This window comes from Actinomycetospora sp. NBRC 106378, assembly GCF_030269685.1.
Taxonomy (GTDB): Bacteria; Actinomycetota; Actinomycetes; order Mycobacteriales; family Pseudonocardiaceae; genus Actinomycetospora.
Map to the genome: position 1 here is coordinate 298,527 of NZ_BSTT01000002.1, position 23,591 is coordinate 322,117.

17 protein-coding genes are annotated in these 23,591 nt (G+C 75.7%); 12 read left to right on the plus strand and 5 right to left on the minus strand.

Features of this window, described 5'->3' with window-relative positions; all coding sequences use genetic code 11:
- Nucleotides 1–2: 2 nt before the first annotated feature.
- Both QSK00_RS05770 and QSK00_RS05775 read right to left on the minus strand, forming a co-directional pair.
- Nucleotides 3–1,289 carry a right-handed parallel beta-helix repeat-containing protein gene (locus QSK00_RS05770; RefSeq protein WP_285588504.1) on the minus strand — a complete coding sequence of 429 codons (1,287 nt, stop codon included), beginning with the start codon at nucleotides 1,287–1,289 and terminating at the stop codon, nucleotides 3–5.
- Entirely contained in the window at nucleotides 1,286–2,722 is a 1,437-nt protein-coding gene (locus tag QSK00_RS05775) for a sugar transferase (RefSeq protein WP_285588506.1), read from the minus strand. The genes QSK00_RS05770 and QSK00_RS05775 overlap by 4 nt, the downstream gene beginning before the upstream one ends.
- A 323-nt stretch (nucleotides 2,723–3,045) precedes the next feature.
- Between QSK00_RS05775 and QSK00_RS05780 the strand changes: the two genes are divergently transcribed.
- Together QSK00_RS05780 and QSK00_RS05785 are read left to right on the plus strand one after the other, a co-directional pair.
- On the plus strand, nucleotides 3,046–6,015 hold the full coding sequence (locus QSK00_RS05780; protein ID WP_285588508.1) for a helix-turn-helix transcriptional regulator: 2,970 nt from the start codon (nucleotides 3,046–3,048) through the stop codon (nucleotides 6,013–6,015).
- Between the two features lie 40 nt (nucleotides 6,016–6,055).
- Nucleotides 6,056–7,570 (plus strand): DUF4397 domain-containing protein, encoded by a 1,515-nt coding sequence (locus QSK00_RS05785; RefSeq protein ID WP_285588510.1) that lies wholly within the window; start codon nucleotides 6,056–6,058, stop codon nucleotides 7,568–7,570.
- On the opposite strand, the gene QSK00_RS05790 is transcribed toward QSK00_RS05785, so the two are convergent.
- Nucleotides 7,531–8,487, minus strand: coding sequence for a glycosyltransferase family 2 protein (locus QSK00_RS05790; RefSeq protein ID WP_285588512.1), 957 nt, complete (start codon nucleotides 8,485–8,487; stop codon nucleotides 7,531–7,533). The genes QSK00_RS05785 and QSK00_RS05790 overlap by 40 nt on opposite strands.
- A 183-nt stretch (nucleotides 8,488–8,670) precedes the next feature.
- On the opposite strand from QSK00_RS05790, the gene QSK00_RS05795 reads away from it, so the two are divergent.
- Nucleotides 8,671–9,951 carry a glycosyltransferase family 4 protein gene (locus QSK00_RS05795; protein ID WP_285588514.1) on the plus strand — a complete coding sequence of 427 codons (1,281 nt, stop codon included), beginning with the start codon at nucleotides 8,671–8,673 and terminating at the stop codon, nucleotides 9,949–9,951.
- Here the strand turns inward: QSK00_RS05795 and QSK00_RS05800 are convergent.
- A complete protein-coding gene (locus QSK00_RS05800; protein ID WP_285588517.1) occupies nucleotides 9,931–10,803 on the minus strand; it encodes a helix-turn-helix domain-containing protein in 873 nt (290 codons plus the stop codon). The genes QSK00_RS05795 and QSK00_RS05800 overlap by 21 nt on opposite strands.
- A gap of 311 nt (nucleotides 10,804–11,114) precedes the next feature.
- Here QSK00_RS05800 and QSK00_RS05805 point away from each other — a divergent pair, with 311 nt between their 5' ends.
- The 3 genes from QSK00_RS05805 (at nucleotide 11,115) to QSK00_RS05815 (ending at nucleotide 15,988) form a co-directional block, all read left to right on the plus strand.
- Nucleotides 11,115–11,537 (plus strand): PPOX class F420-dependent oxidoreductase, encoded by a 423-nt coding sequence (locus QSK00_RS05805; protein WP_285588519.1) that lies wholly within the window; start codon nucleotides 11,115–11,117, stop codon nucleotides 11,535–11,537.
- Nucleotides 11,538–11,652: 115 nt separating this feature from the next.
- Nucleotides 11,653–14,790, plus strand: a complete 3,138-nt coding sequence (locus QSK00_RS05810; protein ID WP_285588520.1) for an ATP-binding protein — start codon at nucleotides 11,653–11,655, stop codon at nucleotides 14,788–14,790.
- 409 nt (nucleotides 14,791–15,199) lie between these two features.
- Nucleotides 15,200–15,988, plus strand: coding sequence for a hypothetical protein (locus QSK00_RS05815; RefSeq protein WP_285588522.1), 789 nt, complete (start codon nucleotides 15,200–15,202; stop codon nucleotides 15,986–15,988).
- Nucleotides 15,989–16,187: 199 nt separating this feature from the next.
- On the opposite strand, the gene QSK00_RS05820 is transcribed toward QSK00_RS05815, so the two are convergent.
- Nucleotides 16,188–16,895 (minus strand): hypothetical protein, encoded by a 708-nt coding sequence (locus QSK00_RS05820; RefSeq protein WP_285588525.1) that lies wholly within the window; start codon nucleotides 16,893–16,895, stop codon nucleotides 16,188–16,190.
- Nucleotides 16,896–17,011: 116 nt separating this feature from the next.
- Between QSK00_RS05820 and QSK00_RS05825 the strand changes: the two genes are divergently transcribed.
- The 6 genes from QSK00_RS05825 (at nucleotide 17,012) to QSK00_RS05850 (ending at nucleotide 23,586) form a co-directional block, all read left to right on the plus strand.
- On the plus strand, nucleotides 17,012–18,835 hold the full coding sequence (locus QSK00_RS05825; protein ID WP_285588527.1) for an ABC transporter ATP-binding protein/permease: 1,824 nt from the start codon (nucleotides 17,012–17,014) through the stop codon (nucleotides 18,833–18,835).
- A 78-nt stretch (nucleotides 18,836–18,913) separates the two neighbouring features.
- Entirely contained in the window at nucleotides 18,914–20,530 is a 1,617-nt protein-coding gene (locus tag QSK00_RS05830; protein ID WP_285588528.1) for a hypothetical protein, read from the plus strand.
- A 41-nt stretch (nucleotides 20,531–20,571) separates the two neighbouring features.
- Nucleotides 20,572–21,165 carry a hypothetical protein gene (locus tag QSK00_RS05835; protein WP_285588531.1) on the plus strand — a complete coding sequence of 198 codons (594 nt, stop codon included), beginning with the start codon at nucleotides 20,572–20,574 and terminating at the stop codon, nucleotides 21,163–21,165.
- Nucleotides 21,166–21,195: 30 nt separating this feature from the next.
- Nucleotides 21,196–22,005 (plus strand): CBS domain-containing protein, encoded by an 810-nt coding sequence (locus tag QSK00_RS05840; RefSeq protein WP_285588533.1) that lies wholly within the window; start codon nucleotides 21,196–21,198, stop codon nucleotides 22,003–22,005.
- A 465-nt stretch (nucleotides 22,006–22,470) separates the two neighbouring features.
- Nucleotides 22,471–22,896, plus strand: coding sequence for a hypothetical protein (locus QSK00_RS05845; protein WP_285588536.1), 426 nt, complete (start codon nucleotides 22,471–22,473; stop codon nucleotides 22,894–22,896).
- 51 nt (nucleotides 22,897–22,947) lie between these two features.
- On the plus strand, nucleotides 22,948–23,586 hold the full coding sequence (locus QSK00_RS05850) for an Rv1733c family protein (RefSeq protein WP_285588538.1): 639 nt from the start codon (nucleotides 22,948–22,950) through the stop codon (nucleotides 23,584–23,586).
- Nucleotides 23,587–23,591: the final 5 nt, after the last annotated feature.

Sequence of the window (23,591 nt, forward strand, 5' to 3'; positions counted from 1 at the left end):
TCTCACACGGTCGAGTTCGACCCCACCGCGACCCGGGTCACGTCGTCGAGGAGCAGGGCGTCGTCCAGGGACGGCCCGGACACGCGGTTGCCGGTGATCGACCCGCCGTCGACGCCGTGGAAGGCGACCGCCTGCACGTCGTCCGAGCAGCGGAACACGTTGCCGGTGACGGTCACGGCCGTCGGCGGCACCACGGGACGACCGCCGGCGGTGCTCCCACGTCCGCCCGCGAGGGCGTTGACCACGGCGATGTCGGAGGTGTTCGGGGTCGCGTCGAAGTCGTTCCCGCGCACCACCACCCGCGTGCAGCCCTGGATGATCTGCACGAAGGCGAACTCGGAGAGCCCGCAGGCGGTCATCCGGTTGCCGGTGACGACGACGTCGGAGGACCAGTCCTCGACGTGCACGGCCTCCATCCGGTAGTTCGTCATCGTGCACCGGCTGACCGTGACGTCGGCGCAGTAGGCGACGCCGACCGCGAAGCCGGGGGAGTCGTTGTCGCGGAACGTGCAGTCCTGCACCCGCACCCCGCGGAACGAGCCGCCCGGGCTGTTGAACTCCAGGTCGGTGTTGGCGTCGAACGCGAATGTGCAGCCCGTGACGTCGACGCCCGTGGTCACCGCGGACGAGTCGTTGGCCTGGTAGAGCCCGTAGGTGAGGCGGTGGAACAGCGAGTCGCGCAGCACCAGGGCGGTCGAGGTGTCCCCGTCGACGCCGAGCTGCACGCCGTGGCAGAACGACTCCCACACGTCCACCGCCCCGGAGAACACCAGCCGGGACAGCGTCAGCCGGTCGAACCGACCCACGCGGAGCAGCACCGTCTCGACGTCGCCCGCGCGGGCCAGCTCGAGGCCGTCGAGCGCGCAGTCGGCGCCCGCCACGTCGATCGCCGCGGTCGCCCGCGGGGTCATGCGCAGCACCGACCGGCCGGGCTCCCCGGCGAACAGCACCCCGGCGGGCAGCGTCAGGGGCTGCGGGAGGACCAGGTGGTAGGTCCCGGCGGGGACGAACACGGTGTCGCCGGCGGCCGCGCCCGCGAGGGCCCGCGCGAACGCGGCCGCGTCGTCGGTGACGCCGTCCCCGGTCGCCCCCGCGGCACGCACGTCGTGCACGGTCCCGCGCTGCAGCGGGGGACCGGACGGGCGGGGCAGGTCGGCGTCGGCCGCGGGTGGGCCGGCCGGCCGGGAGCCGACGAGCGAGGCGCAGGCGGCGGTACCGACGACGGCCGCGCCCGCCGCCGCCGTCGTCGCCAGCACCCGTCGTCGGGACAGCGCCGCGGGAGGACTCACCGCCCCTTGGCGAACAGCACCTCGGAGACGGTCCGCAGCAGCACCTTCGCGTCGAGCCACAGTGACCAGTTCTCGATGTAGTAGTTGTCGAAGCGCGCCCGGTCGGAGATCGGGGTGTCGCCGCGCAGACCCGAGACCTGCGCGAGACCCGTCAGCCCGGCGGGCACCCGGTGGCGCTGACCGTAGCGCGGGTGCTCGGCGGAGAACCGTTCCACGAAGTGCGGACGCTCCGGGCGCGGCCCGACGATCGTCATCTCGCCCCGCAGGATGTTGACCAGTTGGGGGAGCTCGTCGAGCGAGGTCGCCCGCAGGACGCGCCCGACGGGACCGACGCGGTCGTCGTGGGCGATCGACCACTGGGTGTCGCCCTCGGCGGAGGTCGCGGGCCGCATCGACCGGAACTTGAGGCACTCGAAGCGCCGCCCGTCCCGCCCGACGCGTACCTGCCGGAACAGGATCCCCGGCCCGCCCTCGAGCCGGACCGCGAGGGCGCAGGCCAGGAGCACGGGGGAGAGGACGAGCAGGGCGAGGCTCGACGCGATGACGTCGGTGGCGCGCTTGAGCGCCCGTGCCGGCCCGTCGAGGGCGGGGGTGCGGATGCGCATCACGGGCAGCGACCCGATGTGGTCGCTGTTCCCGGTGGCGGTGGCGAACGCGTGCAGCCGGGGGACCACGAGCAGGTCGCACCGGTGGGTGGCGGGGGTCCGCACGCGCTCGAGCAGGTCCTCCTCGCGGAAGACGCCGTCCCCGACCAGCAGCACGTCGACGCCGTGCGCGGCGACCAGGGCGTCGAGGTCGTCCAGGGTGCCCAGCCACGGGACCTGCGCCGAGGCCGGGCCCGGTGCGGTGTCGACGTACCCGGCGACGGCGAGGCCGTAGCGGGCGTAGCGGTCGAGCAGCGTGGCGACCTCACCGGTCAGCTCGCCGCCCCCCACCAGCAGCGTGCGGTGGGCGACGATCCGCCGCCGTCGGGCCGTGAGCACCACGGCGGTCGACACCGCACGCCCGGCCACGACCAGCCCCACCGACGCGAGGGAGCTGAGGACGAACTCCGTGACCCCGACGTTGTCGTGCCGGACGGCGAAGACGGCGGCGACGAGTGCGATGGCGACCAGCAGCCGGCCGAGCAGGCCGGGCAGCTCGTCCAGCACCGACAGGTGCAGCCGCGCCCGGTAGCGCCCGCCGCCGCACACGAGGGCGACGGTGATCACCGAGAGGGCCGCGAAGGCCTTCCAGTAGTGGGCGTTCCAGGCCATCGGCAGCGCGGTCAGCACCGCGTCGAGGGGCAGGACGAGCATCCAGGCCTGCACCGATCCGGACCGGTGGACGCCGAGCAGGGGGCGGACCCGGGGCGCTTCGAGCGGGCGCTCCGGCCCGGCGGCCCGCGGGCCGGGCAGGTCACGCAGCACGACGTCCCGCGAGGTGCTGCTCACGTTGCTCCGTCCGGGTGTGGACCGGAGCAACCTGACGGGCCCCCGGACACCGGCCATGCGCACCGTGCCTCCCCTGCACTGATCACTCACGGCAACTGGCAGCCCCGATCGTGCTCGATTCAATCGACACAGACCCTGGGAACAGTTCCCAGGTCTGCGCCGTCCAGCTCACTCGACTGAGAGGACACTCCTGCGCTGTTCGTCCGTTAGAGTGATGCACGGCTACGCGGTGCGGTCGCTGGATCTTCCTTTCCCGGTCTGATCCAATCGGAGCATCGTTCGATCGGGTGGACGGCAGTACACACAGTGCTGGGAGGGTCCGGGTGTCGACGACGGCGGGCGGGTACGCGGCGTCACCACCCCGGACCGCGGACCGCGCCCCGGTCGGACGAGGGGCGGAGATCGCCCGGCTGCACGAGGTCCTCGACCGGGTGCGCCGCGGGCGCGGGGCGCGGATCCTGCTGACCGGGGAGTCCGGGGTCGGGACGACGACGCTCGCGGACGCGTTCTGCGACCAGGTCGCCTCGGGGCCCGACGGGGCGGTGGTGGTCCGGGTCGTCGCCCCCGAGCCCGTCGGCGCCCCCGTCGCCCACGCCACCGCCGAGCTCCTCGCGCGGGCCCTCGACGACGTGGCCGCGCCCGAGCGGCCCACCTCCGCGCGCTCCGCGCTGGCCCTGCACGACACCCTCGCCGTCGTCCGCGTCGCCCTGGGACCCCGGCGCCCGCTGGTCCTCGCCCTGCACGACCTGCACCTCGTCGACCCCGCCTCGGCGACCGTCCTGGCCGACCTGCTCCGCCGGCTCCACGGGGGCGGCCTGCTGGTCCTCGCCTCCGCGACCGACCCGTCGCGGCTCGCGGTGCGGGGTCGCGCCTGGTGGCCGCGGTTGTTCGCCGACGGCGGACCCGGGACCGGACCGGACGGCACCGCGCTCGCGGGCGTGCCCACCGAGGTGCGCACCGTCGTCGTCGGGGGGCTGGACACGGCCTCGGTCGCCGCCTTCGTCGCGACCCGCCGTCCCGCGGCGCCCACGCCCGGCCCGGCCGTCGCCGCCCAGCTCGCGGCGGCCACCGGCGGGCACCCGGTCCACCTCGCGCTGCTGCTGCGCACGCTGCCCGACGACGTGCTCTCCGGCGCCGACCGGTTCACCGGCCGGCGGAGCCTCGCCGCCCACGTCGGCGACGCGGTCGCGGCGCTGGCCCCCGCCACCCGCGGCCTGGTGACCGCGCTCGCCGTGCTCGGCGGGCCGGCCCCGGTGGCACTGCTCGAGCAGGTGGCGGCGGTCGCCCCGGGCAGCACCCCGCCGGCCGCGGCGGCCGAGGCGGCGGTCGCGGGCCTCGTCACCGTGGACGCGCGGGGGCCGCGGGTGGAGCTGCGCTTCACCCACCGGCTCGTGCGCGACGCCGTGTACCGGGGGCTGTCCCCGGAGACGGCCGCCGCCCTGCACTGCACCGCGGCCGCCGCCACCGGCGGGCGGACCGGGTTCGCGCACGCGGTGGCCAGCGCCGCGGGCTCGCCGGCCCCCGAGATCGCCGACGCCCTGGTGACGGCGGCGCGCGCTGAGAGCGACCACGACGAGGCCGCCACCCTCCTGCTCTGGGCCTCCGAGCTCGCCCCCTCGGGGGTGGAACGCGAGGGGCTCCTGCTCGACGCGGCCGTCCACCTCACCCTCGCCGGCAGCATCGCCCGGCTCCGGGGGATCGAGTCGGCGCTGCGCGACGCCCGGGCCTGCGGCGCGCGCGACCTCGTGCTCGGCACCCTCGCCTTCGAGAGCGGCGACCCCGACGCGCACCTCCCGCTCGCGGCCGCGGTCGCCGACGGGGAGGCGGCCGCGGAGGTGCGCGCCCTCGCGGCCCTGAAGCTCGGGGCGCACCACGTGCTGCACGGCCGGGGCGCCCGCGCGCTCGAGGTGGCGGCACAGGTCGACGACCTGACCGACGATCCCGGCCTGCGGGAGGGCGCCCGCACCCTCGAGGTCGTCGGCAGCGCCCTGCGCTGGGGCCCGGACACCGCGCTGGACGTGCTCGGCGACCGCCTCGACGGCGTCTACGGCCCCGACCTGCTCGTGATCTGCGGACGGCTGCACCTCGCGGCCGGCGACCCGGTGGCCGCGTACACCCGGCTGCACCAGGGCCTGGACCGCATCCGGGCCGGCTCCGGCACCACCATGGGCCGGCTCGTCCACCTCTTCCTCGCCGAGGCCGCGTTCCGCACGGGCCGGTGGGACGAAGCGGAGGCCGAGGCGCGGGTCGGCGCCACCGCGGCCCGGGAGGCGGGCAGCGCGTGGATCGCCCCGGTCTCGCGGGGCATGTGGTCGATGGTCCGGGCGGCCCGGGGTGGGCTCGGGGACGCCGAGGCCGACCTGGACGCGCTCCGCCGCGACCTCCACCGGACGCCGAACGCCCTCGGGGCCTTCACCCGCGATCTCTGCGAGGCCTTCGTCGCCCAGGTCCGTGGGGACGCCGACCGGGCCTACCGGGTGCTGAGCGACCTCGCCGACGGTCCCGTGCCCGCCCTGGAGGCAGCACCCCTGGCCCTGTGGCGGGTCCTGCTCGCCGAGGCCGCGATCGACGCGGACCGGCTCGCGACGGCGGGCGCGGTGCTGCAGGGCTTCCCCGCGGCCGGGACCCCGCTGTGGTTCCAGCTCTCCCGGCACCGGCTGCTCGGGCGACTCGCCGAGCGCAGCGGCAACGTCGCGGCCGCGCGCTCGAGCTTCCGGGACGGTCTCGAGCTCGCCGCGGCCCGCGAGGCGGAGGCCGCCGAGTGCCCGATCGAGGTCGCGGCCCTGCACGCGGCGGCCGGGCGGCTCGCCCGGCGGCAGGGCTGGGCGAACGCGGCCGAGGACCTCGTCGCCGCCCGGCGCGCCTTCGCCGCGCTCGGGGGGTCCCCCTGGGTCACGCGGGTCGACGCCGAGATCGACCTCGGCGTCCCGGGCGTGACCTCGTCGGCGCCTCCTGCCCCGACCGTGCCCGAGCCCACCCCGTCGGGCCCGCAGACACCGACCGGGCCGATCGGGCCGATCGGGACCGGCGTGGCGACCCGGACCCCGCCGGACACGCTGCCGGCCGCGTCGGCGACGGCACCGACCGCGGAGGCGCTGGACGCCGCGTCCGCGGCGTCGCTCACGCCCCGCGAGCGCGAGGTCGTCCGGCTCGTGGCGCAGGGACTGACGAGCCGCGAGGTGGCGGCCGCCCTGTACGTCACGCCGAAGGCGATCAGCTACCACCTGGGCAACGTCTTCGCGAAGCTCGGCGTGACCTCCCGGCGGCAACTGTGGGGACGCACCTTCGACTAAGGCCGTATGGGTGTCGCCCGACCGGGGTAAGGAGATCGTCATGGCAGAGCGTTCCCGACGGCGGCTGTGGTGGCTCGTGGGCGGCGCGGCGGCGCTGGTGGTCGCCGTCGGAGCGGTCGGGGTCGTCGGCGTGCGGGAGGCCACGGCCGACCCCGGCACCGGCATGCTGCGCCTCGCGCACCTGTCCCCGAACACCCCCGCGGTGGACATGTACGCGACCGGACCGGATCTCCCGCTGACCAAGGTCGCGGCCGGCGTCGCCTACCGCGCCGTGAGCCCGTACCTCACCGAGCCCGCGGGCACCTACCGCATCCAGGGGCGCCCGGCCGGCGCCCCCGAGAGCGCACCGCCGCTGTTCGACGTGGCCGTCGACGTCCCGGCGGGGTCGGCGCAGACCGCGACGTTCGTCGACATCGGTCCGAACGGCGCCACCCAGGCCCAGGTGCTCGACGACGAGACCGCCCCGGCGGCCACCGGGACCGGCGCCCTCCGGATCGTGCAGGCCGCCGCCGAGGTCGGCCCCGTCGACGTCACGGGCACCGACCCGACCGGGGACAGCCCGCCGGTGCCGCTGGCGCGCACCCTGTTCTACGGCTCCGCCACCCCCTACGCGACGGTCCCGGCGAAGCCGTGGGAGCTGCGGGTCACCAGCCGTAGCGGGAAGTCCTCGTCGGTCGAGGTCCCCGTGACCAGCACCTCCGTGGCCACCCTCGTCGTCACGCGCGGTGCCGACGGCGGGCTCGCCACCCAGCTCGTCGCCGACGCCGCCTCGGCCGCACCCACCCCCGCCCCGGCGCCGGGCGCCCCCGCCCCCACGCCCAGCACGGCGCCGCGGACCGCCGAGTCGTCGGTGCCGCCGGTCGCCCCCGGGACGCAGGCCCCGCCCCAGCCCTCCACCGCGGAGACCACCACGTCGGCGCCGCCGGCCCCGAAGGCCCCCACCCCGCCCGCGGGCGGGATCGGCGCCGGCCTCGGCGGCCTGAGCCACGCGGGGCTGGCCAGCGGCGGGATCTGGGACACGATCTCCGGCTGGTTCTCCGACGACCCCACCGACGGCGTGCCGGACGCGGTGAAGATGCCGCTGGCCATCGCGACCGCCCCGCCGCCCGGCGGGCCGCACCCGACGTCGTTGTCGATCCCGGCCATCAACCTCGACGTGGACGACCCGGTCGACCTGCGTGTCGACTACCGCGGCGCGCTGCAGGTCCCCACCGACTTCTCGAAGGTCGGCTGGTTCAGCTCCTCGGCCGTGCCCGGCGACCCGGGCTCGTCGGTGATGGTCGGGCACGTCGACACCCGCCGCGGGCCCGCCGTGTTCGGTGCGCTGGACGACCTCAAGCCCGGCGACCTCATCGAGGTGGGGCGCTCCGACGGCGGCACCGCGCGCTTCGGGGTCGACTCGGTGGAGACGTTCGCGAAGGACGGGCTGCCGACCGAGCGCGTGTACGGGCCGACCACCACGCCCACCCTGCGGCTGATGACCTGCGGCGGGCCCTTCGACGACGCGACGCTGAACTACCGCGACAACATCGTCGTCTTCGCGACCCCGCGCTGACCCGGCTGCCGACCCAGCGCCACCGAGGCGACCCGGTGGCGCCGGGACGCGGGGTCGGTCGACGCGGCGGCGATGAGCCGGGACCGCAGCCAGGTCACCGGTTCGCGCACCAGACCCGCCGCGACGTCACGGCGGCGCACCACCCCGCGGTGCTCGCGCCGCAGGGCCCGCAGGAAGGCGTGCTGCGTGGCCGTGTTGGCCCGACGGTGCGAGGAGGTCAGCGAACCGGTGGCCAGGCGGAACCCCGACAGGCTCTCGGGCATCCCGTAGAAGCCGCCCTGCGTGACCAGACGCGCGGCGAGCCCGACGTCGAGCACGTAGGTCTCGGCGGGGAACCCGCCGCAGGCGTCGTAGGCGTCGCGGCGGAAGAGCATGTTCCCCGGGGCGCCGATCGGGTTGCCGCGGTGGCGCACGATCCGGCGCAGCACGGTGGTGGCGTCGCGCGGGCCGATGAGGTCCGGCGAGCCGAGCGCCCGGCCCGTCACGATGACCCGGTCGTCGTCGTCGACGAGGTCGTGCCGGCAGGACACCAGGGCGAGCGCCGGGTCGGCGTCCATGAGGGCGACCTGCTCGGCGAGCAGCGTCGGGGCGAGCAGGTCGTCGGCCATGAGGACCTTGACCAGCGGGGCCCGGGCCAGCCGGACGGCGCGGTCGAAGTTCTCCGGCGCGGGCACGGTCGCGATGTTGCGCTCCAGGCGCACCCGGGGGTCGCGGAAGGAACGGACGACGTCGGCCGAGGCGTCGGTGCAGGCGTTGTCCAGCACGACGAGCTCGAAGTCGGCGAACGTCTGGTCCAGCACGCTCGCGACGGTGCGGCCGATGTAGCGCTCCTTCTGGTAGAGCGGCACCACGACCGACACGCGGGGTGTGTCACCCACCGTCATCCGCAGCGGCGCATTCGTTCGTTCGGGGGACACGTCGTCATCCTCCGTGTCGCGAGTTGCGGGCGTCAACGGGCGAATCGGACACAGCTGCGCCGTTCGGCGGCCTCGTGTGGTCCACCCGGCTAAAACCTGGGATCTGTTCCCAGGGCGGCCGCGGACCGTCCTGTCGACCATCGGGACACGGAGGAGTCCGCCGCGAGAACAGGAGCCGATCCGATGGTGCTGGCCCCGGGCCGACCCGCAGGCGGTGGCGCGGCGGACGGGTGGAATCCGTCCCGCGGGACGCTCGACGTCCGCGTGATCGGGATGCACTACGCCCCGGAGCACACGGGCAACGCGCCCTACACCACCGGCATGGTGGCGGCGCTGCACGCGGCCGGACACCGGGTGCAGGTCGTCACGGGCTATCCCCACTACCCGGCGTGGGAGGTCACCGCGGGCTACACGGGACTGTGGCGCCGCGAGGTCCTCGACGGCGTGCCGGTCACCCGCGTGCGCCACCCGGTCCCCGCCGTGCCCGACGCGCGCCGGCGCATCGTCATGGACGCCGCCTTCACCGCCCACGCGGCCAGCGTCGGCGGGCGCCGCCCCGACGTCGTGATCGCCGTCAGCCCCGTCCTGCTCACCGTGCTCGCCGGCCTGCGCTGGCGCCGGCCGGGCCGGACCGCGCTCGGCGTCGTCACCCAGGACCTCTACTCCCGGGCCCTCACCGAGACCCGGATGACCTCCTCGCGGGTGGCCTCGCTCGGCGCCCGGCTCGAGGGGGCGCTCCTCGGGCGGGCCGACGGCGTCGCGGTGGTCCACCCGTCGTTCACGCCGACCCTCACCGGCCTCGGCGTCGACCCGGCACGGCTCACCACGATCCCGAACTGGTCGCACATCGCCCCGCCGACGCGCGACCGCGCGACCGTCCGTCGCGAGCTGGGCTGGCGCGAGGACGAGGTCATCGCGCTGCACGCCGGGAACATGGGCGTCAAGCAGGGCCTGGAGAACGTCGTCGAGGCCGCCCGCCGGGCCGACCTGGCCGGCTCCAAGGTCCGCTTCGTCCTGCTCGGTGACGGCAACCAGCGCGCGCGGCTGGCCGAGCTCGGCGCGGACGTCGAGCGGCTCACGATCCTCGACCCGCTGCCCGGCGACCGGTTCCCCGACGCCCTCGCCGCGGCCGACGTGCTCGTGGTCAACGAGGCCGAGACGGTCGCCGAGATGAGTGCGCCGTCGAAGCTGACGTCCTACTTCGCGGCCGGCCGGCCCGTGGTCGCCGCCTCGTGGGCCCGCTCGGCGGCGTCCGCGGAGCTCGCCCGCGCCGACGCGGGCCTGCGGCTGGACCCGGGCGACCCGGAGGCGCTGCACGCCGCCGTCCTCGCGACGGCGGGTGACGACGCGGCCGGCGCGCGCGGGCGGGCCTACGCCGCCGACGCGCTCGGCGCGGGCCGGGCGCACGCGGCGTACGTGGCGTGGGTCGAGGGGCTCGCGGCGTCACGTGGTGCAGCGCGGTAGCCCCCGCCCGCCCCGGTCGCCCCGCACGACGTAGACCTCCGAGAGGTAGCCGGTGCGGCCGTCGGGGAAGGACGCGCGGTACCAGAGGTCGGACTGGGCGCGGTCGGGGTTGCGTCCCTGGTCGGGGTCGGCGAGGTCGACGTTCCACATCATCTGGCCGGTCGTCCAGCAGTTCGCCACGATCGCCGCGCCCGACCACATCTCGGTGCCCGGCACCTTGCACGACCGGCTCGGCGAGGCGCAGTAGGCCAGCGCCTCCGTCGAGAGGTAGGCCGGCGTGCGGTCCTCGACGAGCCGGTCGGCGCCCAGGGCGACCTTGTTCTGCACCTCGATCGCCTCCACGGTCTGCGGGACGACGGGCGGTCCGGGCTCGGTCACGCGGCCGAGGAGGAACCCGAGGGCGAGGCCCACGACGGCGACCGTGGCGGCGACGAGCAGGAGGCGCTTCCGGACGGCGGGTCGGGTGGGCTCGGGCGTCAGCGGTGGCACACGGCTGACGTCCGACGTCAGGAGGTCGCCACGCTCGTCGGGCGGCGCGACCGCGGCGGGCGCCGGCTCGGGCGGCTCCTCCTCGGGCGGGGGAGTGCCGGGCATCGTGCGCAGGGCGTCCCAGCGGGCCCGCCAGGGGTCGGGGTCGGCGTCACAGGCGCGGACGTAGTCCTCGACGGTCTCCCAGCGCGGCAGGTGCCGCCCGGCCGAGGCGTCGGCGAGGGCGGTCTTGGAACGGCCGGTGCGCCGGGCCATCGTCGTGAACTTCGGACTCCCGGCCCGTTCGCGCAGCGCGCGCAGGTCGCGGGCGAACTCGACGAGCGGACCGCCGGCGGGGTCGAGCTCGCGCTGCGGTCGGGGCACGTCGTCGCTCCGGTGTCGGCGGTGGTCGTCCCAGGTTCAATCGTCGGGGGACCGGCCTGCCGTTACCCGATCGGGTGACCACTCCCGCCCCGGCCGAACGCTCCGGGGTGCCCCTCGAGACCCCGGACAGGCAGTCCCGACACGAGCGCGGGAGTGGTCACCGCGGCAGCTTCGCGGGCCGGATGATCTCGCCGGAAGGGAAGCGGACAACCCCGGATTCCGCCGGACAACCCCCGGACGACGGCGGACAACTCGCCGCCCGACCGGGAGTGACCTGCACGGACACCTCCCGGCCCCTAGCATCCGGCCCCATGCCGACACCCCCGCTGCCCACCGAGGTCCAGGACCTGCTCGCCCGGCCGAACCCGAGCGTGATCACCTCGCTGCGTCCCGACGGATCTCCGGTCTCGGTGGCCACCTGGTACCTGTGGGACGACGGCCGCGTCCTCGTGAACATGGACAAGGCCCGAACCCGGGTGCGCTACCTCGAGAACGACCCGCGCACGACGATCACCGTGCTCGCCGAGGACGACTGGTACACCCACGTCTCGATGCAGGGCCGCGTCGTCGAGTGGGCCGACGACGAGGGGCTCACCCGGATCGACGAGCTCTCCCGGCACTACACCGGCAAGCCCTACCCGGTGCGCGACCGCGAGCGGGTCACGGCGTGGATCGAGGTCGACCGCTGGCACGGGTGGGGCTCCGCCAAGGCCAGTGACAATCCGGAGAACTGACCGCCGGCCGGCGTCACCGGGAGTATCCCGCCCGCCCGGATGTGTTCTACTCGCCTGACCGTGCCGGATGTATCGACGGCGCGCGAGGTGACGGACGGTCACGTCTGGGGGAGCGGTGGCGGCGATCCGTCTGCTCGGTGAGGTGGCGGTGGCGGGCACGCCCCCGCAACGGAGTTCCGTCCTGCGATCGTTGCTGGCCCAGCTCGCCCTGGAGCCGGGGCGGTCGGTCGCGACAACGACGCTCATCGACGAGCTCTACGGGTCCGCGCTGCCGAAGAACCCGGCGGCGGCCCTGCACATCCAGATCACGCGGCTGCGCAAGTGGGTCGCCCCGGTGACGGTGAGCAGCACCGGCGGGGGCTACGCACTCGAGGTCTCCCGGGCGGACGTGGACCTCACCCGTTTCCTCGACGCCGCCCTCGACGACACCACCACCGCCCTCGGCGCCTACGGCGGCGAACCGTTCCCGGGCTGCCGGATGGGGTCCCGCCTCGACGCCGAGCGGCGGCGGGTGCTGCGCCGCCACCACGAGGTGGTGGAGGTGCACGCCCGGGCGTTGCTCGCGGCGGGCGCGGCGCGGGAGGTCGTCGCGCTCACCGCGGACGTGCTCGAGGTCGCCCCCGACCACGAGGGCATCGTCGCCGTCGCCGGGCTCGCGCTGCACGCCGACGGCCGCACGTCCGAGGCGTTGCGCCTCTTCGCCGCCACCCGTCGTCGGCTCCGCACCGAGCACGGCGTCGACCCCGGGGACGTCCTGCGCGCGGCCGAGCGCTCGGTCCTCGACAGCGGAGCGCAGCAGCGTCGCGACGTGGTCGGCCGCGCCGCGCCGCTCGCCACCATCCGGGAGGCGCTCGACGACACCCGGGCCGGCCGCATCGTCATCGTGGCGGGGGAGGCGGGCATCGGGAAGTCCACGCTGCTCCGGGCGGCCGTCGAGGAGGCCGGGCGCCGCGGGGCGACGGTCGGGGGCGGGCTCTGGGAGCACGACCAGGCGCCGTTCGCGGCCTGGGTGCAGGCGCTGCACGAGGTCGGCGTCGCCCCGCCGTCGCTGCGCGACCCGGCGCCCGGCCGGACGCTGCGCCGCCGGCTGTCCGCCGCGGGCGCCGACGAACTCGTCCTCGTCGTCCTCGACGACGCGCACCGGGCCGACCCCGCGTCGCTCCACGTCCTGCGCGGGCTCGGGGCCGTGGGTCTGCCGGCCGGCGTGGTGGTGCTCGTGGCGGCCCGGGAGCCGGACGCGATCGCCCACCCCGCCTGGAGCGACACCGCGGCCGACCTGACCCTGCTCGACGGCGTCCTCCGGCTCCCGCTGACCGAGCTCGACGAGGCCGGCGCGCGGTCGATGGTCGAGGACACGATGGGCGGCGGGGGCGACCGGCTCGTCGCCACGCTCTGGGCGCGGACGGCGGGCCATCCGCTGCACCTCTCCGCCCTGCTCGCCGAACTGCGCGACCTCCCCGACGACGAGGCCCGCGAGGCCGCGACCCACCGCGTCCCGGCCCGGCTGCGCCCACTGCTCGCCCACCAGCTCGACGGCCTGCCCGACGCGTGCCGGACCGCCCTCGAGGCCATGGCGGTGCTGGGGCCGACGCCCCTGGCCGACCTCGCCGACGCCGTGGGCGCCGACGAGCGCGTCCTGGCGCGCGAGCTCCGACCCGCCGTCGGGATGACCCTCGTGGTGCCGACCGCGGACGGGTTCGTCTTCCGCCACGACCTCACCGCGGCGGCGGTGCTCGACACCGTGCCCGCCGTCGTGCGGGCGCAGCTGCACCGCGCGCGCCTCGCCGGGCTGGGCACGGCCGCCGAGCCGTTCACCGTGCTGCGTCACACCGTCGGGGCGGCGGCGCTGCTGCCCGCGGCGGTCGTCGCCGACGCGCACCTGCCCGCGGCACACGCCGCCTACCAGGACGGGGCGCTCTCCGCGGCCCTGCTGCTGCTCGACACCGCCGAGGCCGCCACCTCGCGCCCGGTGCACGCCCGGATGCTGCGCGGGCTCGTGCTGGAGGGCCTGGGCCGCGTGGACGAGGCCGCGGACGTGTTCGACGCCGTCGTCACCGACCCCGCCGCCGACGTGGCCGACGCCGTCGTCGCCGCCCTCGGCGACGACGCGCAGGGACCCTCGATCGCCGGCCGTCCGCGCCGCCTGGAACGGCTGCGGCGGGTGCACGCGCTGGCCCTGACCGACGTCCAGCGGGCCCGGGTGCTGCGCGGCCTCGTCGTCGAGGAGCAGCAGCTCGACATCGAGGGGTCGGCCGCGCTGCTGGCCGAGCTGATCGCGCTGGGGGAGTCCGCCGCCGAGCCGGTGCTCGCCGCCGAGGTGGCGGTCACGGAGGCCTACCTGCAGCTCGGCCTGTCGGTCCCGTCGGCGGAGCGCGTCGCCACCGCCCGTCGCGCGGCCCGGCTCGCTCGCGCGGCCGACGTCACCGCGTTGCGGTTCGAGGCCGACGAACTGCTGGTCGCGGCCCTGGTCGGCAGCGGGGACCTCGACGAGGCCCTGGAGCTGCACGCGGTCCTGGCGCCCGAGGCCGAGCGCCGGCACCGCCCGCGCACGATGTGGGCGGCGCGCCTGATCGAGGCCTCGGTGATGCTGGCATCGGGCAAGGTCGAGGAGTCCGACCAGGCGGCGCAGGAGGCGTTCCAGCGCGGCGCCGAACTGGGCATCGCCGACGCCCTCGGCGCCTTCGGGTCGCACCTGGCGATCCGCCACCTGCTGACCGGGAGCCTGCCCGTGCTCGGCGGCCTGCCCGCGCGGACCGCGCAGGACTACCCGCACGTGCCCGCGTGGGCGGCCTGCGCGGCGGTCGACGCGGTGCAGGGCGGCGACCCTCCGACGGCCGCCGCCCACCTCGCCGAGTTCCACCGGCGCCGGGAGGGCCGGGAGTCGGGACTGTTCGATCGCGTCGGGCTCTGCCTGGCCGCCTGCGTCGCGTTCGCCCTCGACGACCGCCCCACCGCCGACCTCGTCCTGGCGGCGCTCCCGGACGACCCGGGCGGCACCGTCGTCGTGGGCATCGGTGCGACGTTCCTCGGGCCCGTCGATCTCTACCGTGGCCTCGCGTTCGCGGCCCGCGGCGACCTCGCGGCGGCCCTCCGGCACTTCCGGGCGGCCACCGCCACGGCGACCGCGCTCGGCTGGACGCCCTGGGCGGACGCGGCCGAGGACCTCGCGGAGATGACGGGGAGGACGGCCCCGGGGCAGCCCTCCGACACCCCGGGACCCCCGTTCCCCCTCGGACTCCGCCGGGCGCCCTGAGAGCGTCCCCTCCCGGCATGCATCCACCGTCAGATCGAACCGGGCCGACCTTTCCGGAACCTTTCCGCGACGACGGGTGGGTCCCGACGGCGGGTGCGGTGCGGTCGCGGAGGTCGATCATGGAATGGTCGCCGCAGACGCGCATACAACCGGTCGTGTTCGGGTAATTCGTTCGGCTCCGTCTCCGGTGACAATTCGTCGGGGTCCGGAGAACGTGTGCGTCAATGGTGTTCGTCCTGCTCAGGGCCCTGTCCGACCGATTTCGTGCTTTTCGGCAGAGATCGGCGTCACCCGTCCGTGATCGCTTCGTTATCTGCATCAGGCGACGGTCCGTGACCGTCGTTTCCCGGTTCGGGGGACACCGGGTCCTCCTGCCGTGCGATGTCCAGGGACGAACGAGGAGGACCTCATGGGTGCACACAGCACTCCCCGCCGTCGCGACGGCCGGCTCGCCACCATCGCCGGACGCGGTGCCTTCGCCGCCGTCGCGGCGCTGACGGTCGCCGGTGGCGGCACCGGCGTCGCGCTCGCCGGCGAGCTGCCCGAGCAGTCGACGACCACCACCGAGCACGACGGGCAGCACGACGGCCACGAGTGCGGCTGCGGGCACGGGCACGGCAAGCACAGCGGCAAGCACGGGCACGGCGGGAAGCACCACGGCCACGACGAGCCCGGGCACCACGCTCCCGAGCACCCGGAGCCGCAGGGGCCGGGCAGCATGCTGCCGGGGCTTCCCGACCTGCCGGGGCTGCCCGACCTGCCGGGCACGCCGGGCGACGCGACCGACCCGGGCCCGACGCCCGGCGCGGGTGACACCGACCCGGGGGCTGGCGACACCGATCCGGGGGCTGGCGACACCGACCCGGGGGCTGGCGACACCGACCCGGGGGCTGGCGACACCGACCCGGGGGCTGGCGACACCGACCCGGGGGCTGGCGACACCGACCCGGGGGCCGGTGACACCGATCCGGGGGCTGGAGACACGGACCCGGCTGCTGGCGACACCGACCCGGGGGCCGGCGACACCGACCCTGCGTCCGACGGCCTCCCGTCGCTGCCCGGGGACGAGGACGCCACCCCCGACGGCGGTCAGTCGAGCGACGAGGACCCGGGCGACGCCGGCGGCACGTCGTCCGACCAGGTCCCCGGTGCCGACTCCGGCGCCGGCACCGAGACGATCCTGTCCAGCATCATGTGACCCCCCCGGAGGACCGGGCGGGCCGGCGCGAGGGGGGCGGCCCGCCCCGACGGGTCCGGATTTCAGTGGCATGCGGTGCCCGTACGGGCGCTCCGTGCCACTGAGATCGACGGGCCCGTCCGGGGCCGGACCCGTGTGGCGTCACCGCCCGGGGCAGGGCGACGCCGTACGGGTCCGGTTCCCACCCGCGGGACGGGGCTCAGCCGATCCGCTGCCACACCCCGGGCGTCCGCTCGGTCCAGACGGACGCGGACGTGTCGGTGACGGCATCGGGCACCGGGCTGGAGAGCAGCGTCCCGCGCGCCTCCTCGTCCGGTGCGAGCATCGCGGCTCCGCCCGCCCCCGAGGTCCGCGCCTCGAGGACGCACGCGTCGGCCGGCAGGCCCGGGTACGACGCCGGGCCCGAGCCGAGCGGGGACACCGCCGGGCGGTTCTGGCACAGCACGGCCGAGGGGCCGGTCGTGACCGACGCCGGCAGCGCGGCCAGCGCCACCTGCACCCGCAGGGAGGTGAGCGGGTTCGGCGCCGGGGCGCCCGAGGTGTTCCGCACGACCAGGGGCGCCAGGAGCAGGTGCGAGCCCGCCGTCGAGCCGCGCGCGCTCGCCGCGAACGGGCCGACCCCGAGCGTGTAGGAGTAGCCACCGAGCTGCACCGGCGTCCCGGGGGTCACCCCCTCGCTCGCGAGCACCGGCGGGGGCGGCCCGCCGACCGCCGCCGTGCCCGACCCGGCGTCCGAGTCCGACAGGAACGTCAGCGCCAGCACCACGACCAGCACCGCCGCGAGCACGCCCAGCACCACGAACACCGGGACCCGCCCGCGCCCGCCCCAGGTCGTGCGCTCTCCGGGCCAGTACCCGTCGTCGGGTAGGTCGGACTCCGGGAGCTCACCGAACGGCGACCGAGCCACGTGCTCTCCCTCCCGACGACGGGTCCGGCCGGACAGCCTGCCAGTAACACCACCGTCAGACCCCGTCGCTACTCTCCCGCGCCACAAGGATCACGGCGGCGAGCTGGGGGAATGCGGTGGAATCGGTCGACTGGGGCACGGAGTGGCTCACGAGCCTGGGCTGGATCGCGGGCGTGTGGGTCGCGACGGTCATCGGGTTCGCGATCGTCGCGACGATCATCATGCGGTCCCTGACGTGGGGCCGGCAGTTCTGGCGCCTCGCCGGCCCCTGGATCGATCCCCGGACCAGCCCCGACCGCTACCGCCCGGTGCTCTACGTGCTCGCCCTGCTCGCCCTCGTGGTGCTGCAGGTGCGGCTGACGATCCTCTACACCTACCAGACGAACGACCTGTACACGGCGCTGCAGAACCTCGACGCGGGTGCGTTCTGGCGGTCGCTGGGCATCTTCGCGGTGATCGCGGCTTTGTCGGTCGCCGAGGCCCTGGTGACGTACTACGTCGGGCAGCGCTTCCTCATCCGACTGTGGGAGTACCTCACCGACCGGTTCCTGGGCGACTGGCTCGGCGACCGGGTGTACCACCGGTCGCGGTTCTCCCCGACGCAGGTCGACAACCCCGACCAGCGCATCCAGGAGGACATCGCGTCCTTCGCCCAGACCTCGTACTCGCTGTCGATCGGACCGAGCGGGGCGGTGCAGGCGCTGGTCACGCTGCCCTCGTTCACGATCATCCTGTGGCAGCTCTCCGGGCCGTTCACGCTGCTGGGCGTCGAGATCCCGCGCGCGATGACGTTCATCGCGTTCCTGTACGTCATCGTCGCGACGGTGTTCGCCTTCCGGATCGGCAAGCCGCTGATCCGGCTGAACTTCCTCAACGAGGGCCTCGGCGCCTACTACCGGTACGCGCTCGTGCGGGTCCGTGACAACGCCGAGAACATCGCCTTCTACCGCGGCGAGCCGGTCGAGCGGCGCACCCTCGACGGCCGGTTCTCCGACGTGATCGCCAACTACTGGCAGATCGTGATCCGGACCCTCAAGTTCAACGGCTTCAACCTCGTCGTCACCCAGATCTCGCAGGTGTTCCCGATCATCCTGCAGGCGCCGCGCTTCTTCGCCCAGCAGATCAGCCTCGGGGACATCCAGCAGACCGCGCAGGCGTTCGGCCAGGTCCACGACTCCCTCAGCTTCTTCCGCAACGCCTACGACACGTTCGCGAGCTACCGCGCCGTGCTCGACCGCCTCACCGGGCTGCTCGACGCGGACCAGCAGGCGCGCGACCTCCCGACCGTCACCGCGGGGGACCGGACCGACGGCGTCTCCGTCAGCGACCTCACGGTGCGGACGCCCGACGGCACCGTCCTCGTCGAGGACCTCGACCTCACGCTGGCGCAGGCGGACACCCTGCTCATCACCGGCCGCTCCGGCTACGGGAAGACCACGCTGCTCCGCAGCCTCGCCGACCTCTGGCCCTACGCCGAGGGCACGGTCGAGCGCCCCGGGGGGCCGCGCTCGATGTTCCTGTCGCAGCAGCCCTACCTCCCGCTCGGGTCCCTGCGCACGGCGCTGGCCTACCCCAACCCGCCCGAGACGGTCCCCGACGACGAGGCGTGGCGTGTCCTGCGGGCCGTCGCCCTCGGCCACCTCGCGGACCGGCTCGACGACGACGAGGTCTGGTGGCGCACGCTCTCGCCCGGTGAGCAGCAGCGTCTCGGCTTCGCCCGGCTCGTGCTCGCGCGGCCCGACGTGGTGTTCCTCGACGAGGCGACCGCGGCGCTCGACGAGGGGCTCGAGCACGAGCTCTACACGCTCGTCCGGGCGGAGCTCCCCGCCCTGGTCCTCGTCAGCGTGGGGCACCGGTCGAGCCTGGAGGCCTTCCACGAGCGGCGGCTGGCGCTGCAGGGCGAGGGGCGCTGGGAGGTCGAGGCCATCGCGTCCTCCTGACCGGAGCGACGTCGGGAACTGGCCAACGCGGCGGGATGCCACGATCCTGTCCGGGACCACCGACGACGGGGGAGGGGCATGGGCACGCTGTACCGCGCGATCTGGGGCTCCGACGATCCCGCCGCGGTCGAGCTCGCCGACGACGCCTTCACGCGGTGGGCCGAGCGTGCCGCCGAGCGGGACCACCGCCCGCTCACCGAGTCCGGCCGCATCCGCACCAGCAAGCAGGACCGCTACACGCTGCGTCGCGACGTCCACCGCGACCCGACCGACACGAAGATCACCGCCATCGTCCGCGCGGTGTTCATCGCGAACCGCCGCGACGGCATCCGGTGGACCACGACGCTGCGCACCTGGTCGGGCGGGACCGTCGAGCACGAGGGTGCCCGCGCGTGGGTGTGGGTCGACGTCGACGCCTCCACCCACCATCCCAACGAGCCGATCGTCCCGCGTCCGCCGATCTTCGTCGGCGATCTGCTGACCGCGACCAAGGCCGCGCGACGGGGGGTCCCGCTGCGGGCCGGCCCCATGCGTTTCCGCGGCCGCGACGGCGCCGAGGAGCTCGCGGACCTCGTGACTCTCGCCGACCGGGACGTCCCCGTCGTCGTCCTGGCCGACCTCGGGGACGACGTCGCGGTCGACGACGGGCGGGTCCTCGACGCGGTGGTGCGCCGCACCGTGCGTGACGTCGCGGGGCTCGCGCCGGTGGCGGTGATCGATCCCGACGGCGGGTCGGCACTCGCCGACGCCCTCGGGGAGGCCTCCGCGATCGGCCCGGGCGGGTTGCGCGTGTACCTGCCGGGCTTCGACCCGGCCGAGAGCGACGACGGCGGCGGCACCGACGACCACCGCCTCGACGTCCGCGCCGAGCGCTTCTGGACCAAGCCCGGCCTGGCCGGACGGATCGTCGCGGGTCTCGTCGCGCCGCTGTCCACGGGTCGCCGGCCCCCCGACTCCTACGACCGGGCCCGCGCCCACCTCGACGCGCAGGCCCCCGCCGAGGTCGGCGCGACCCTGGAGAGGGCGACCGCCCGCATCGCCGACCTCGAGCAGGACCTGGCCGCCGAACGCTCGCTGTCCGAGGGCGTGATGGAGGAGTACGGCGACCTGGAGCACGAGGTCGCGAGCCTGCGCGACCAGCTGCGCGCGCTCACCGCCGACCTTGCCCGCCTGCGCGGCGAGCAGGCCGAGGCCGGGGTCGAGGAACTCGACGTCGCACCCGTGCACGCCCGCGACTGCACCGACGCCGCCGCTCTCGCCCGCAAGCACCTCGGCCGCTACCTCGTGTTCCCGACGACGGCCGGGGTCGACCTGGAGCTGCTCGACCGCCAGTCCGCAGGGGCGGCGTGGGGTGAGCAGGCGTGGCGGGCGCTGCGGGCCCTGGCCTGGTACTCCCGCGCCCGGTCCCGCGACGGGGTCGAGGCCGACTTCTTCCAGTGGTGCTGGAACTCCGGGCACCCGATGGCCTGGCCGGCGAGCCCCCGCAAGCTCGCGATGCGGGAGTCGAAGTCGGTGATGGACCGCTGGCCCGACACGCGGACCTTCGACGTCGACGGCGAGCGCCGGGTCGTGGAGTCCCACATCAAGATCTCCTCGGCGGGTCTGGCGCCGCGCATCTACTTCACCTGGGTCGAACGCACCCGCTCGGTGCACGTCGTCTACTTCGGCAGGCACCTGCGCAATACCATGACCTAACGTCGACCCCGACACCGGGATCCCCGGTAACGGGAGGCGACGTGACCCAGCTCGACCGGACCACCCCCGCCGTCGGCAGCATCCCGGAGCCGCGGCGCCCGTCGGAGCCGCTCGCCCCCTGGACCCCGACGCCACCGAGCGGGATCCGCTGGCTCGACGCCGAGCCGCCCGCCGCGCCCGCCCCGGCACGGCGCGGGCGCGGGGTCCGGTGGGTCCGGTGGGTCGTGGCCGCGGTGGTGGCCGTGGTCGCCGTCGTCGGGACGACCGCCGCACTGCTGGACAAGGCGGGCCGGACGATGACGGTGCAGGGGACGGTGGTGGTCGCCGTGTCCGGAGCGACCCTGCCCGGGGCGCCCTGCACGGCACAGCCGGTGTCGGGGTGGACGATGTCGATCTTCGACGCCGACGGGACCGTGGTGGGGTCCGCGGCCGTGCCGCAGACGGGCTACGCGGTGGACCGGTGGGGGTCGAGCACCCCGTTCGCCGACGGCTGCCGGTTCGACGTGCTGTTCACCGCCGTGCCCGCGAACGACTCCGTCTACCGGGTCGGGGTGGGCCGCAGCATCGCCGACAGCACGCCCTTCTCGCGCGACCAGCTCGAGACGACGGGTGCGTCGATCACCTACGGACGGTAGAACCTCGGGGTGTGCGGCGCGAGTGCGGTGATGACCCGGGGCGTCGTCACCGTCTCGCCGGGCACGCCGCTCGGGGACGCCCGCGCGCTGCTGACCGGCAACCGCTTCTCCGCGCTCCCCGTGACCGACGGAGGCGGCCGGCTGCTCGGGATCGTGACGACGCTGGACCTGCTGCGCGCCGAGGTCGAGGGCCGCGCCGGGGCGCGGGTCGCCGAGTTCATGACCCGCGAGCCCATGACGGTCGGCCCGGACACGCTCGTCGGGATCGTCGCGCACCGCATGCGCCGCTACGGCGAGGTGCGGGTGCTGCCGGTGGTGGAGCGGGGCCTGCTGGTCGGGATCGTCACCCGCGGCGACCTGCTGCGCACCCCGGAACGCCGCTCCCTGCTCGACCGGTTGCTCGGCACCCCCGACGTCGACCTGGACGTGCCGCCGCCCGACCGGCCCCGGATCGGCACGGTGGCGGGCGACGTCATGACCCCGATCGACGACTGCTGGGTGGCGGCCGGGTCGACCCCGGTCGCCGACGCGGCCGCGTGGCTCTCCGCGCAGCGGTTGTCGGCGCTGCCGGTGCTCGACGACGACGACCGCCTGCTCGGCGTCGTCAGCGAGGCCGACCTGCTGCCCGACCGGCTCTCCGGTCGCGGCCCCGCGCCGCGCACGTGCGGCGAGGCCATGACGACCGGCGCGACGGCCGTGCGGCACGACGTGCCGCTGCCCAAGGTCGCGAAGGCGATGGTGCGCCGCCGGTTCCGGTCGCTGCCGGTGCTGGGTGCCGACGACCGCGTGGTGGGGATGGTCAGCCGTGGCGACCTGCTCCGCGCGCAGGCGCCGGGCTGAGCCGTGCGCCGGGGTCAGCGGTGGCCCACCGCTGACGTCGGACGACAGGAGGGCGCCACGCTCGCGGAATCGGCCTCCCCGGGGTGCTCGACCGTGCGACCGGACGAACGGCATACTCCGCCGCACGTTCGACCGGGTGCGTCGACCGGAAGGACCGGAAGGACCGGGAGGAGGCGGAGTGGCCGATCCACGTGGCGACACGCCACCGACCGGTGAGCCGCTCACGGTCCGGATGCCGCCGACCGGCCCCGTGGCCGCCGCCGACCCGGCCGGACCCGTGACCACGGCCGGCCCCACGGCCGAACCCACGCCCCCCCTCGTGACCCGCCCACACCCGCCGTCGGGAGGTCCCGGTGGCCGGCCCTCGCGCTGGCCGGCCTGCTCCTGCTGGCGCTCGGGGCGGCGGGCGGCTGGCTGGCCCGGGGGGCCCTGACCCCGGCCGCCACGACCGCCACCGCACCCACCGTGACGACGACGGCCGCGGCGACGACCACGACGAGCACCGCGGCGCCGCTGCCGGTCGCGGGCCCGCCGATCGTCCCGACGACGAGCACGCGCAGCCAGGACGGTCCGCCGCTCGGCCGCTCCCGGGGATCGCAGCGCGGCTACGGCGCGGTGCAGCCCGCCGAGATCGACGGCGGCAGCGACCGCGGGCTCGTCACCGGCATCACCTGGGAGGACTGGGGCGAGGACCGCGCCACGGGCCGCGGCACCGCGCTCTACCGGCCGGGCGACGAGCCGGACGCCCCGGGCGTGCAGGACCGCGCCACCGTCGTCGCGTTCGACCTCGGGGACTGCGACGGCGACGAGGCCTACCGCCGCGTGACCTGGTACTTCCCGCAGCACGGTGAGTCGTTCCGGGAGTCACGGGCGCAGGAGTTGTGCGACTGAGCGTGACCGGCTGACCCGCGTCCGGGCTGATTCGTTGCGTTCCGTCACACCGTGGACTGGCTCCTCGGCCCGCAGGGAATCTCCTGGGACATGGGGACGGTGCACGCGCTCGGTCGGGTCCGGACGGCGCTGTTCCCGCGCCCGAGTGCGCTGCGACGGCGGTCGGACCGGATCGAGACGGCGGTGCTGCGGTTCGCCGTCGTCCTCGTGCTCCTCGTGCTCCCGTGCACGTTCGTGCTCGGCCAGCGCGGGGCGGAGGACGCCCGGGAGGCGGCCGCCGTCACCCGCTCGACCGCCCACCCCGTCGACGCCGTCGTGCTCGAGGCGCCCACCGCGACCAGCCCCGCCGTCGGCTACACGGGCGGGCTCTCCGACGTCGACGTCGCGTGGGTCGACCCCGACCTCGCCCGCCACGTCGCGGCCGTCCCCGCCGCGCCGTCACTCGAGCCGGGGGACCACCTGCAGCTGTGGGTCGGCGCCGACGACCGGCCCGTGATCCCACCCGCCAGCGCCACCGACGCGACCGTCGAGGGAGTCGTCGACGGGGTCGGGGCGCTGGTCGGGGCGATCCTGGTGCTCGGCTCGGTGGTGCTCGCGGTGCGGTTGACCCTCGACCGCGGCCGCATGCGGGCCTGGGACGCGGACTGGTGGGCCCTCGTCCACCGCCGCGACCGCGGCACCACCGGGTAGCACGC

Excerpts from the sequence above, each read along its gene's own strand:
- QSK00_RS05785 (WP_285588510.1), top strand. The coding sequence starts at position 6,056 with ATGGCAGAGCGTTCCCGACGGCGGCTGTGGTGGCTCGTGGGCGGCGCG.
- QSK00_RS05795 (WP_285588514.1), top strand. The coding sequence starts at position 8,671 with ATGGTGCTGGCCCCGGGCCGACCCGCAGGCGGTGGCGCGGCGGACGGG.
- QSK00_RS05805 (WP_285588519.1), top strand. The coding sequence starts at position 11,115 with ATGCCGACACCCCCGCTGCCCACCGAGGTCCAGGACCTGCTCGCCCGG.
- QSK00_RS05815 (WP_285588522.1), top strand. The coding sequence starts at position 15,200 with ATGGGTGCACACAGCACTCCCCGCCGTCGCGACGGCCGGCTCGCCACC.
- QSK00_RS05830 (WP_285588528.1), top strand. The coding sequence starts at position 18,914 with ATGGGCACGCTGTACCGCGCGATCTGGGGCTCCGACGATCCCGCCGCG.
- QSK00_RS05840 (WP_285588533.1), top strand. The coding sequence starts at position 21,196 with ATGACCCGGGGCGTCGTCACCGTCTCGCCGGGCACGCCGCTCGGGGAC.